The sequence below is a fragment of the Paenibacillus hexagrammi genome, assembly GCF_021513275.1.
In the GTDB taxonomy this organism is placed as follows: domain Bacteria; phylum Bacillota; class Bacilli; order Paenibacillales; family NBRC-103111; genus Paenibacillus_E; species Paenibacillus_E hexagrammi.
Map to the genome: position 1 here is coordinate 5963705 of NZ_CP090978.1, position 12443 is coordinate 5976147.

General features: G+C 42.8%; 11 protein-coding genes. All 11 read right to left on the reverse strand.

Features of this window, described 5'->3' with window-relative positions; genetic code table 11:
• Positions 1-32: 32 nt before the first annotated feature.
• Complete coding sequence (locus tag L0M14_RS27350) at positions 33-1241, reverse strand: glycosyltransferase family 2 protein (RefSeq protein ID WP_235119545.1); 1209 nt, start codon at positions 1239-1241, stop codon at positions 33-35.
• 111 nt (positions 1242-1352) lie between these two features.
• Positions 1353-2126 carry a phosphocholine cytidylyltransferase family protein gene (locus tag L0M14_RS27355; RefSeq protein WP_235119546.1) on the reverse strand — a complete coding sequence of 258 codons (774 nt, stop codon included), beginning with the start codon at positions 2124-2126 and terminating at the stop codon, positions 1353-1355.
• Between the two features lie 4 nt (positions 2127-2130).
• Entirely contained in the window at positions 2131-5199 is a 3069-nt protein-coding gene (locus L0M14_RS27360) for a gamma-glutamyl-gamma-aminobutyrate hydrolase family protein (protein ID WP_235119547.1), read from the reverse strand.
• Between the two features lies 1 nt (position 5200).
• Positions 5201-5923 (reverse strand): formyltransferase family protein, encoded by a 723-nt coding sequence (locus L0M14_RS27365; protein WP_235119548.1) that lies wholly within the window; start codon positions 5921-5923, stop codon positions 5201-5203.
• The gene (locus L0M14_RS27370) at positions 5913-6536 is read right to left on the reverse strand and encodes a hypothetical protein (RefSeq protein ID WP_235119549.1); all 624 of its coding nucleotides are present in this window, start codon (positions 6534-6536) and stop codon (positions 5913-5915) included. The genes L0M14_RS27365 and L0M14_RS27370 overlap by 11 nt, the downstream gene beginning before the upstream one ends.
• Positions 6537-6539: 3 nt before the next feature.
• Entirely contained in the window at positions 6540-7064 is a 525-nt protein-coding gene (gene cysC / locus L0M14_RS27375) for an adenylyl-sulfate kinase (RefSeq protein ID WP_235119550.1), read from the reverse strand.
• Between the two features lie 2 nt (positions 7065-7066).
• Entirely contained in the window at positions 7067-8833 is a 1767-nt protein-coding gene (locus L0M14_RS27380) for a sulfatase-like hydrolase/transferase (RefSeq protein WP_235119551.1), read from the reverse strand.
• A 7-nt stretch (positions 8834-8840) separates the two neighbouring features.
• Positions 8841-9884: a class I SAM-dependent methyltransferase gene (locus tag L0M14_RS27385; protein WP_235119552.1), complete on the reverse strand. Its 1044-nt coding sequence runs from the start codon at positions 9882-9884 to the stop codon at positions 8841-8843.
• A 246-nt stretch (positions 9885-10130) separates the two neighbouring features.
• Positions 10131-11132: an alkaline phosphatase family protein gene (locus tag L0M14_RS27390; RefSeq protein ID WP_235119553.1), complete on the reverse strand. Its 1002-nt coding sequence runs from the start codon at positions 11130-11132 to the stop codon at positions 10131-10133.
• A gap of 41 nt (positions 11133-11173) precedes the next feature.
• The gene (locus L0M14_RS27395) at positions 11174-11389 is read right to left on the reverse strand and encodes a hypothetical protein (RefSeq protein ID WP_235119554.1); all 216 of its coding nucleotides are present in this window, start codon (positions 11387-11389) and stop codon (positions 11174-11176) included.
• Positions 11364-12431: a 2-aminoethylphosphonate--pyruvate transaminase gene (locus L0M14_RS27400; RefSeq protein WP_235119555.1), complete on the reverse strand. Its 1068-nt coding sequence runs from the start codon at positions 12429-12431 to the stop codon at positions 11364-11366. The genes L0M14_RS27395 and L0M14_RS27400 overlap by 26 nt, the downstream gene beginning before the upstream one ends.
• Between the last annotated feature and the right edge of the window lie 12 nt (positions 12432-12443).

Genomic DNA, 12443 nt, shown 5'->3' on the forward strand with positions numbered 1-12443 from the left:
AGCTTGCTTGAGCTCCCCTTTCGTTCGTTCGACTATATTTCAGGTAAAAAATCCGTATGTACTTCAAAGCCCATATCGTTTAACTGCTTCGAAATTTCGCGACTATACATAGAGCAAATCAGCACATACGCGTTTGAAGTCACCTTTGTTGGCTCAACCACAGGCAATCCTTCAAAAAGAGTTCCCCACTTGGTGGAATTATTATCGATGAATCCACCGATGTCTACACCGTACTTCTGGAGTGTCTCCAACGTAACCCCCGCGTTAGCTCCTGTCCCCCATATCCAAACAACTCTGCTGGAACTCACTTCTTTTAGCTTATCCAAACGTTCATGCGCAATTTTCGCCCGTTGGCTGTATGCCAGTAAAAAATCTTCAAAGCTTGAAAGATCGAAGACTTTCTTCATCCGATTACGCTCGATGAGATGCTTAATCCACTGCTGGACAGCCGAATAGTCCGCTGTTACCGCAGGCGTAGTAGATTGATAGACCGCAGCTGCTCCATCGCAGACCAGACGATGAACGCGATATTCGTCATCGGTCGGGACAACATCCAATCTTAGAAGTTGCTGCTTCCTGATTTGATCAACCAAACGATTCATCTCTTGAAACCCTCTCACCGTTGCTTGATTAGGATGAAGACGATATTCAAGTAATGGTTCTTCAAGGACATGCATGTCCACCAATCTGGAAGCCCTCGTCCAAAGTTCATAGTCTTCTGCTTCCTTCATATTGGCAGAGTATAGCAACGAAAACTCAAAAATAGCTTCTTTACGCAACATAACGGTAGGGTGTGCGATGCAGCAATAGAAAACCAGATGGCTTGAGATTTCCTCATGATTCATTGGAAAGGAAACAATGCGATTGCTCCCCATGATCCTCACGGAGGAAGAGCACACTGCGCAATCAGGATTCCTCTCCATGAAAGCCACCTGCTTTGCAAAGCGCTCGGGCATACATCTATCGTCTGCGTCCATCCGAACAATGTAGGTGCCTTTGGCCAAAAGAATTCCTTTGTTTAGGGAAGAAGCAACCCTCAAATTAGCTTTATTATGAACCACCACAATACGAGGATCCTGATAAGCTTCAAGGATATCGGCCGTACGGTCCGTAGAAGCATCGTTGATAATAATCATTTCGAAATCCGTAAAGGTCTGACTCAACACACTCTCCACAGCCTCCGCTACGAAACTCTCCCCATTGTATACAGGCATGATAACCGAGATGAATGGACTCTTCACTTCCGTATTCCCCCTACAACTCAATAACTGAAGGCCATCGGGCGTCTTTACGAATTTTTCACTTCTAACTCTCGAGGGCGATAATCAGTGCTAGACTTGTTATTTTATTCATTATTTAGCCTTCTTCCACAATTCGGACTTGTCCATACACTTTAAAGCAACTTCATAATCATGCAACGAATCGATTTCAAACCATCCGCCATCAATCGGCACAGCTTGAATGTCAAAGCCTCTATGAATTGCTTCCTGAAGCAAATCCGTCATATAGGCTTTCTCGGCAGCTCTCCCCCAACCGATGGGAGCGTCGCTTTGCATAGACTCATGAAAAATGCCTTTTATTTGCTCCAAGCCGCGTTGTTTAAACCGCATAAGTCCTATGTACTGAGCTTGAATGTTCTCAAGAAGCGGTTGGGATTGCCCGATGGACCGGATTTGTCCTGCTTCATTAAGGACCAAGCTCTCTGCATCATCGTAGGGATTACCAAAACGCTCTGCATAGTACGATTTCCATTGTGTATCCACCACCACGGAAATGTCACTTTCGGATGACATCAATTTTTGCAAAGCAGGCTCCGAATAGAAAATATCGCCGTACGAAACGATTACATCTTCCTGCAGTTCATCTTGCGCACAAAACAAGGTATATACCATGTTCGTCTCGGCAAACCGTTCATTTGTATACAGTTTGATCGCATGTTCTGTCGTAACCGCTTCCCGCTTATAGCCCGTGATAACGGCTATGTCCTGAATACCTGCCCGATGAAATTGTTCGATCTGGTAGTCTAATAAAGACTTGTTATGCAGCTTGACCATGGCTTTAGGGCACTTGTCTGTCAATGGACGCAGCCTGGTTCCTTGACCGGCGGCCAATATAATAGCCTTCATGGCGTCACTTCCTTTGACTCAATAAGTAATTCATAAGCTGGATGTCCCAGCTATCAGGTTCTTGATTCCTCTCCGGATGCCACATCACACCTGCAATCGGCAGCGTATGATGAAGGAATGCTTCAACCGATTGATCTGAAGGACTGTAAGCCAACGGCTGTAGGGTGAAGGAAAGAGAACCGCCGCGTATACTTTGATTATGATAAGAGTTCACCTGAACTGTCGTCGGTTCCCATATCGGTCTCGTTCCGGTTACAAACTCAGCCGCATGACGGCAGTTTACGTGGCCGTCCGTACTTTCGCCTAATTTCCCCCCAAAGTATACATGAAGCATCTGCATCCCTCGACATACGCCTAGCAAAGGGATACCATGGTGAACAGCATAGGCAATCAAACCGCGCTCCGTGTAATCCCGGCATACGAATACATCTTCACGCCGATCCGTCTCGTCAATAGCGACAGTATTTCCTCCGGTTAAAATAATCAAATCCGGACGTACCGCATCTAAAAAGGCGTCTACGCGGGGCAGTACATTCGGGATTGGAATAGGCAGTATCCCAAAACGGCCCATGTAAACGGTCCATTCTTGACTGAGCGCATCCCGAATCTCATGATAATTGGGTGCTTGCACGATCCTTTGTGATAGAACTGCTTTCATAATAAACCCCGATCGGCTTAATTTTATTTTCCAGACAATTGAGCTGGACTGTAGAAGCTTTTGCAGCTGCGCGTACAATTCCTCACCGCATCCAATAGCAGCGGGAAGCCCTAGCTCTGCGCAGCGAATGGCCATGTGGGAGGCGACCCCACCGTATTTGGTTACGATGCCTGCAATACCCTTGGTAAATAGCCAATCAAACCCGGGATCGGCATTTTCGATAAGAATGAGCTTGCCTATAAAGTCCTGGCTATCGAAGCTTCCTCCCCATTTGTTTAGATCAACAAGCGGGGCGACAATGCTCTTCTGTGTAATAAAATTTGGCGATCTTTCGCTAGCTGCAATATATTTAATGTCATGGATAGACGTAATCAGATCAGGAAAATACATCAGTGTCTGCGTATCGTATTTCTTTTTGTTAAACTGGATAACTTCCTTCAAAAAGTCAATACTGTGCGCATCCTGTGTACTGTAGGCGTATTTCAGAATATCTTCGATTTCTACAAATGCAAGATCGTCTCTGGAGATTCCGTGATATTCGGCATACACACATAGCAGCTTTAAGGCAAGACTCAAATTCTTGGTGAACTCGAATTTAATCGCTTCCCGTTTACGTAAGCTTTCTTTAATGAAAGTAAAAAGATGGCCTGCGGAGAACTCGAACCCCAGCTCTTTGAGTCCTTGATTCAAAACAGCTTGTTCCCGTAAAGATAATTCGAATTCCGGTTCCTCGGGAATTTCTTTGCGTATGAGCTTTTTATCGTTTAGGGACAAGTATAACTCCGGATTTTCTTCGTAACTATACGATTGGACATCGTACGTGCCTGGTCTCAAATGACCGTACTTACGAAGGAAATCTTTAAGCGTCAACTGTCCTGCTAAAAAACCGTCGAAGCTGTCCATTAAATGGGATGTGACTGTCTCTATAGTTCTTAAAAAACGGTCATACTGCTCGCCGGATAAAAATCCCCTGCTCCGCATGGATTTCAGGAACGAACTTCCGATAAATGCGCATCTGGCGAATGCAGAGAAAGGAATCGTCCCATAATACATGCATTCCTCTAGCAAGTGCTCTACAATACGGGGAATTTGGCCAACGTGAATATCGCTTTGCTGAATATGCTCGCGATAATTTCTAAGCTGTCCTACCCTCTGGCCTAACTTCTCTAATGTCCCGGAGTCATCCATCACGATGCGGTTCGTCAGTCCGAGCAAATGATTGCGAAATTCTTGAACTTCTTCAGTACTGAAGCCGTTCAACAGGAGCCTTTGTTGCTTATGCTCAAAATCGAAATCCAGCGACGAAATCACAATCTCGAATTCAACTTTATCGTGATATACCGGATTTGCTTTCAACATTCCTAAATAATGATCGAGCAGCTTCTCCGACAGGGCGTCTGGCAGGTCTCCAGGCAAAAGAGAATGGAAGCTCTGCCTTACATCAATATAAGGACGGCCCCCAATATTCATCATGAGCTGCTTAGGATAAGGATGCTTGTATCCGAGCAAGCTACGACCTTCCCGCCAAGCCCCTTTCAAGAGCAAGTAGCGATACAATGAGAAGGAAAGCGGCTTAGGATGTGCTCCGATAATTTCTGCGGGGTTCCAATCCGGCATTTGTCCTAGAATGGTGCTTCGGCCATAAGACCCGAAATCGGGCTTGAATACTTGTTCCAAATACTTTTCAATAAAGTTCAGCTCTTTGGAAATCGCTTTATCCACAGCCTGACTAAACCATATTTTTTTCAAAACAATCGGTCTTACCTGCAAAATATAGACAACTCCTGACCGATCGACAGCGAATTCAATGTCCAGCCCCTCATGCTGAGTCAACAATTCAATTTCCTTCACCGCTTCCAACAAGGGGAGAAGCCTCGCATCGATGATACTGTTTGACGCATAGCGAAAGATACGTACTGTTCGGTGTGACTGCGAGCTGCCCGATGTTACCGCATCCGTAGAGCCAGACTCGTCGTAATTACATACATAGTAGGGACCAAATTTCTCCAAATCCCTCGTGAACATAACACCACTTATCGCTACATCCTGTACCATTTGCTGTACAATGAAAGGAAACTGCTTCAGGTCATGATCAGCAACGCGGTGGTAACTAGCCGTTACCATACGAATGGCTTGAACGACAGCCTCAGTATCGTTAACTGCAATTGATCCTACACTTACAAAAAAACCAGCCATCGAGAACATCGAAGAATCCTCGTTCGGCGCACTGCTCCTTATGATGATGGAACCAGTTTTAAATCTGTTCGCAATAACTTCCAAACATTCCGCTGGCGAGTTTTCCCACTGGGCTATAGTGAACTTGATCAGGTCCGGTACGATAGCTTTGTCCAAATTCCCTCGTAGTTGCAACAAATTATCGTATTTGGTTCCAAAAGAAAAAGCAGTCTTATTCATACTAGAGACCCCTTTTCGGTTCTATTTCACTTAAGACAGCAATATGCTTCAGGATAGGGTGAATAATAAAGTAGATCTCTTCTGCACCTTCTTGTTCCTTTGTGGGGAAAAATCCATATTCTTTATAATGCATAAGTACTTCGGACAAGAGCTGCGCCCGGATGTAGGGATCGAAAATATAATCCATGTCCGGCGCGTTCTCTGGAATTTCGAAAGTTTTCGTAGCGATTAGCGGCCCTGTATCGATCTGTTGGTCGAAGAAGATCGCCGAAGCCCCGCAATTCGATTCCTCAAGTAAACTGTAATACACGGTCGTGCTCCCCCTGTAGCGGGGAACAATCCCAGAATGAATATGGATAAATTTCTTTCCGGCCTCTAGAACAGGCGCCTTGAGAATTTGTCCGCCGTATCCCGAGTAAACGACATAATGCTGCTGCAAGAGGGATAGTCTTGGCAATAGCAGCTCATCATTCACATTATCTATGGCGCAGAAGTCATACGGAATGCCATGCTGCTTCAAAGTGAATAGCAATGGCTCTTCTGCTTGAAAATAGTCAGGTTCAACCGAACCGTCGACATACTCTCTTTCTTCGGAGAGGAGTCGTTCGGGATCTGGGGTCATAATTAAACAAAAGCTAGGCTGCACCTCGTGCCGACACATCAGCTGGAGGTACGCTTTAGAGCGATGGCTCGGCGCACAGAGAAAAGCAACATCATTCAGCATCGAGCCGCACCCCTTTTTTTAAACAAAGATCCTCAATGAAGCTCTTCTCCATAGTCAAAGCTAACCGAACCATGTTTAACAAGTCTGGATCCCCGATTCTAGGGAGCTGCGAGATCAACGTGTCGTTAACCTTTAACAGTACATTTAAATATCTAAGATTTTGATTGCATTTGTAGTGGAGAGCGAGTAAGCATGAAAACTGCGCATAAAGCTCCAAGTCATGATACTGGTCGCTAACCGGCTTGAATTTCTCGTCATAACCTGCGTATAGGCGTTTTCGAACTTCAAAGCTTTTGATCAAACCATCAAGCCATCCTACGTTCCCCTCCGCTTCACAATCCTGATCGAGAATAACTAGTAAGGAGACGGAGAGGTTCGCCAGCAAAGGAGCATCTGGACTTACCGTCAATCCGGCCGAAGAAGCATAACGATTTTTTATATACTCGAGCTGCTCATTTACATGAAATTTACTATTTGTTAATTGACCGATTTTCTCTATCGCAGCTTCTCGGTTCTGGATATAGACCTGAAGAAAATGAATTCCTTCATAAGCAGAGTACATATACTTCTGAGGATATTTAAGATTATCTTCAGTTACATAGACATACACCATGCTTCAACTCCCCAGTCGAGCCTCTAATAAAACAGCGATTTTTTCCATGGACTGATCAATCGTTTCGAGAGACGTATTTACTTCAAGATCATGACTCTGCGGAATCTCATATACGTCGTCGATGCCGACCACATTTTTCATCTCACCTTGAATAGCCTTTTTGTACATACCTTTCGTATCCCGTTTGATGCATTCTGCCAGTGGGCAGTTAACAAATATCTCCAAGTAATCCGGCATTTCTTTACGATTCGCCTCCCGCATTTCCTGATAAGGTGCTATCGCTGCAACGACCACAATAGTACCGTTCTGGTTTAGCATTTTGGAGGTAAACCGAATCACTTTACTCATCTTCATTCGTTCTTCTTTCGAATAACCAAACAAGTGTCCGATCTCATTTCTGACAATATCGCCATCAAGCAGTTGTACAGGTTGTTGTCTTTCTTTCAAAAAATTCACAATGGCTTGGCCCAATGTACTTTTACCTGCGCCGCTTAAACCTGTTAGCCATACTGTAAAGGCTTGTTTCATCTTCATTCTCCTTTGTACGGAAAACCAGCTTTTATAGCTATCGCTCTCAAATGGTCGATCCGTTCCGAATAGCATGTATCCGCCGCTAAATTAGCGGACTCATCTTTAATCGAATAATATTCTTCCGAGCCGTCATCATATAAAACATAACTGTCCGCTTGACCCCGAACAATTTTAAAGCCTTGGAGTATTCTAGGATCTACAAAAGCCGTAAATCCGTCGACATGTATCTCCGTGCTATAAATAGGGTCTCGTTGAATCATGACTTCGTTTTGGGCGGGAACTGCCGGCTGACCTGTCAAAAGGCTCACGATTTCCGCTCCAAAAAATTTCATACTGAACAATTTACCGATTTCTTGAGGTTGCCGCGATATTCCGTGTACCACGAGAGGAATATGCGTAACACTAGTATTCTTCGAGAAGAGATGGCCGAAGGACTGATTTTCTCCTAAAGATTCGCCATGATCGCTACAAATTATCGTAATATGTGGGCTCGAAATAAACTGCTGAAAATCATGCAATTTCCTGTCGATATAGGACAGACATTCATTTCTCTGGAACAAAATCTGCTCCTTATGATCTCTAAAATAAAATTGTTCCGTATAAAATTTTCTGGAAGCATCCCTTAAATCCTGAAATTTTGAATGATAGGGACAGACTAAGGGGAAATGAACATCCAACGAATGAATTAACGCAAAAATTGGCTGATCCTTATTATTGGCAAGCGTACAAAAATAATTCCAAATAATTGTCGCTGTCGGCCACTGCTTTTTGATTTTTGTTTTTCTGGTACTTCTGTATACATTGTGCACTCTAGCGGCTTCCACTTCGACAAATTCGAAAGCTCCGCTGAAATTAATTAATAAATAACGTTCCTGAGATAAAAACTTCAACAGATTAGAGTGATTCGCATCTATTTTTCTTTCGAGATACAACTCATCATCGATCATTAAACGTTCAGTCAACATAGCGTTTACGGCTGCTTTCGTGTACGTCGAAGTTGTATGTACATTTGTATAAATCAAAGAATGTTCTAATAAACCATGTGTACGTGGCATACGCAGTTCCTGCGAATCGTACAAATCATCCGCTCTTAAAGAGTCTATAACAAATAGAGAGATATCCTTTTGTTTCCGATTCTGCAAATCAGATTTCAATTGATCTAGAAGCACATTCAATTCATCTTTAAAACGAAGCAGCAAATCGGCTTTAGGAAACTTATATTGCGCGTAAAGAGCTATATGTTCTTGAGCCAATTCAAAATCTCTAATTTCCACATAAGCACAAATCAGTTCCCAAAGGAATCTTTCTTTTATGGATTCGTCATTAGCAGTACGATATTCTTTATTGAGATGCTGTAGATCATAATACAATTTCCATGGATCTGTGATTGGATTGGGCTCATATTCTGTGTAAACTTGCAGACAGTGTAATTGCGGAAACCTCATTTGTATTTCCTGCATGATGGCTTCGGCATAAACAAAAGAAGAAATTACCACCGTATCAATCCCAAGCTCATTAATCTGAGAAGGATGGTAGACAGGGAGACCCTCAATTTCAGTCCCAATTCTTTGCGGATCGTTATCGACAATGCATATAACGTTCTTATCGCAAAGAGAAACCATATCCAACAATATTCTAGTATGCTCCCCTGCCCCCCATATAGCCACCACATCATGAGAATCTAGCTGGCTCCATCTATTTAAAAATGATGCTTTCCTCATAGAATGCTTGGCGATCAGCTTCTCCAACTCATGATTATAATCCATCAAAAACTCACCCTTTTTTATCGTTAACCATCAAGGCTATTCTTTTTTTATCCTCCACAGTAATTTCCTTAAACCAAATACTGGAGAAGGGGACATTATGAGCAGTAACACCGAATATTTCATAAACAGCCTGAAGCACACCTGGGAAGTAATCGTGCCCTTCGTAAGAAAGCATTCTCTCATGAATATGGTTCTGCAATAACTCTCTAGGAGGCAGCTCTCGATCATAATGGTGGAAATCGTGGCCGAACAGAATTGAGCCCGGCTTTAAAACCTGAACTGCATTGATTATATCCCTTTTCACGTACTCGTAAGTGTGGTCGGCATCGATAAAGGCCATATCCATAAGATCATTTTTGAGTAAAGCAAACGCATCATCCGTAGGCATAAACAGCACTTTAATATATTGGTTTACACGCAGTCCCTTCATAAGACTTCTGAAAACATGCAGCACATCTACATAATGAGAGTATGCATTGTAGGGTGCATAGGCAGTGTACTCGCCCCAGCTATCTACACAGAACAATGAATTAGTTTCCGAGAATGCATTGATGCTTTTCGATATCAGAAAACTAGATAAACCGGTCCAGGACCCTAGTTCCAATGCCCTGACTTGTTCGAGGCTATACTTATGCATGTGATATAATATGAGATACACGATCGCCAAAGCATCATAAGTGGACAACATGCCTTGTGTTATATTTTGTACTTCGCTGTAGCGACCGTATATTTCCGTATGCTTTGCTTCCAATGCTGTTATACCGCTGATATCCTCAATAGCCAAAGCTTTCAAGATCATTTTTTGAATGTGACGCTGTTGGATCTCCATCATAATATCGCCGCTATTAAAAAAATGCTGGTTATAAATGAACCCCATTTCCTTCAGTTGGGCAGCAATTTCTTTTAAAAAAGAGCTGGCGACTACAATCGCGATTTCATCACGATTCTCAGCTAACAAGGCAGACGGAGGTTTGATTTCTTTTTGATTGAATAAGGAATGCCATTTGTCCTTGTTGTTATCTACATAATAAGAAATTTCATTCTCAAGCACTTGACCAAACTTGTCACTGGCCTCTCCAGTGCCGAATATGATCGTTTTCTTTGTATCAATGTACGCCAAACTCGTATTACCCCCTCGTAAGATTCTCAAAGATAAAATCGTCGGAGCATTCCTAGTGTAAAATATTGTTGAAAACTAAAACCCATGGATTCTAGCTGCGTGGAAATTTCGTCATAAAATGTACTAGTGATGAGTAAAATAACTTCACTCTTTATTTCCTGTAAAAGCATAGAAGGACTATATATAGGTTTCCCCAAAAAACGTCTCTCCCCATCTTTGAGCGTTGTTGTCGACGAAATAATCAATCGGATATGGAAATTGATTTAGCTGTTCCTGGGCATATAAGCCTGTGCCGAAAGCAATAACCTTCTTGCCATGGAAATCCCTTTGAAATTTTTCGAGACTATATCTTAGCTTACCTGAAGTATACTGAACCCGCTGGTTGTCCTCGTTGAGTTCTTTATAGTGCTGAAACACTATTCGCTCTTTCAAGTACTCTCCAAACAAGCTGCTAGTATCAGCAATAATCTGATCCAATTCCTCTGCCGTCTCAGTAAACGTATCCGCGTTCTCAAAAAAATGCTGCTCAAGTGTTCGATAATACACGCCCTGTTTCTTGATAACGGCCCACAAATCGGCCTGCTGGTTAATTTGCGGATAGAAGCTTGTAAAATCCTCAACAACGATCAATGGATGTTCTTGTTCTTGAAGCAGACTTAAACCATCAAGTTGCAAAGAGGTTACATCCAATAACTCACAGATGGTTGGGTATATATCCATGATGGAGCGCAGCTCGTCGTTCAGAGAAAGCTCTTTGTCCTGCTTACTTTTCATCAACATGAACGTATTCGTTCTATCTGCATTTAGCTGTAAGTAAGATTCGGCTTGGGATTGCCCAGTTAATTTGAAACCGTGGTCGGAAAAAATAAAAAACCAATCGAATTGCTCAACCGAGAGATGGTTATCGATAATATGTAAAGAGTCCAAGACTCGGTCATATCCGAGCCGTACCGCATCCTTGTTATACCCATAGTCGTCTTGAGCCCAATGGAAATCAGGCAGAGAAATAAAAGTAAATGATTGATCTGTTATACGCAAGTTTTGTGCGTACCGTTCTAAATTCAAGTCCGAATTATGATGACCAATGATTTCGAAACCTGGGGGTAGCAGCCCCAGCTTCTTTTCTGTCGGGTTGGCAAAAATGTTAAGATCGTACCCTTGGTCCTGTAGCATTTTCAACAAATGCACTCCATGAGGATCCATGTAAAATCTAGGCCATCTTATCCGTTTATCGCAATGGTTGCGGGCAGGATAGCTCCTGACCAAAAGCACGCCATGCTTCTAGCCGTATCCGGTGCTGGAGTGTAACAATTCGTATACAAAGTGCCGCCTAGTTGCCGAAAAAAGCGATCCAGTTCGTGCTCAGGAACCTCATGATTGTGTACATTCATGAGATTAGGTCTCAGCATATCAATGAATACGCTCAATATTTTCACCCGATACACCTCCCAGATAGGTTTCAAGCAGCATTAAAAAATTACTAATATCTTGCTCATTAATTGCACCGATATTCGCAATCCTAAAAGTATTTTTGCCATGAAGTTTGCCCGGATAGATCGTAAACCCGTTTGCAAATAAATAATCATGCATATCTTCAAAGCAATAACCTGGCAACTGCGGCTCTACGATGGAAGTAATAATCTTGGAATGATACTGTTCTTCAACTAAAAACGCCAAACCTAGTTTTTTAAGGCCCTCGATGAGCTTCTTCCACATACCAGAGTAGCGCTCATAACGTCCTGGGATCGTTTCTTCCATAGTTTCAATAATCGCCTCTCTCAAGGCGTAAAGCGTTTGTACTGGTGGCGTAAATCGCATTTGGTGATTATCCAAGAAATACTTGTAATTTTGGTATAGATTCAAATAAAAATTCTTTGGTGGAATGTCTCTCAAGGAGGTCAGCGATTGCTTATTGGCAATAATAAAACCAACTCCCGCCATTCCCTGCAAGTTCTTATTCGAGCTAGCTATCAAATAACTAATATTCATTTCTTCCATTTGTATCGGCACAGCGCCAAACGAGCTCATCGCATCCACGATCATCTCAATGCCAAATTTCCGGCATATCGCTCCAATCAACTCTATGGGATTCAAGAGCCCCGTTGTCGTTTCATTGTGTACAACTGCTATATGTGAAATTTCACTGGATCTTTGCTCCAATAGAATTGATAAGCTTTCTGTATTAATAGGCTCTACAGGAGATTGAACGAATTCAATGGCATTAATTCCATACGCTTGTGCAATTTCCAGCATTCTTTTTCCATAAGCGCCATTATTAATAATCAAGATCGCCTTATCTGCTGATACCGAGCTGATTACGGACTCGACAGCCGCGGTACCTGATCCGCCAATCAAAATCGTTTCGTAATTTTTTGTGGAAGCTACAAAACGGGTCAAGCTTCGACTAACGAATTTCATGAGATATCCGAAATCAAGCTCCCTAGGACAGATATCAGGTACAACCTGGGCCCACTTCACACGGTTTGTCGT

What these genes read in the sequence shown, in the direction of transcription:
- L0M14_RS27355 (WP_235119546.1), bottom strand. Translation starts at nt 2,126, where the DNA reads ATGAAGGCTATTATATTGGCCGCCGGTCAAGGAACCAGGCTGCGTCCA.
- L0M14_RS27360 (WP_235119547.1), bottom strand. Translation starts at nt 5,199, where the DNA reads ATGAATAAGACTGCTTTTTCTTTTGGAACCAAATACGATAATTTGTTG.
- L0M14_RS27365 (WP_235119548.1), bottom strand. Translation starts at nt 5,923, where the DNA reads ATGCTGAATGATGTTGCTTTTCTCTGTGCGCCGAGCCATCGCTCTAAA.
- L0M14_RS27370 (WP_235119549.1), bottom strand. Translation starts at nt 6,536, where the DNA reads ATGGTGTATGTCTATGTAACTGAAGATAATCTTAAATATCCTCAGAAG.
- cysC (WP_235119550.1), bottom strand. Translation starts at nt 7,064, where the DNA reads ATGAAACAAGCCTTTACAGTATGGCTAACAGGTTTAAGCGGCGCAGGT.
- L0M14_RS27380 (WP_235119551.1), bottom strand. Translation starts at nt 8,833, where the DNA reads ATGGATTATAATCATGAGTTGGAGAAGCTGATCGCCAAGCATTCTATG.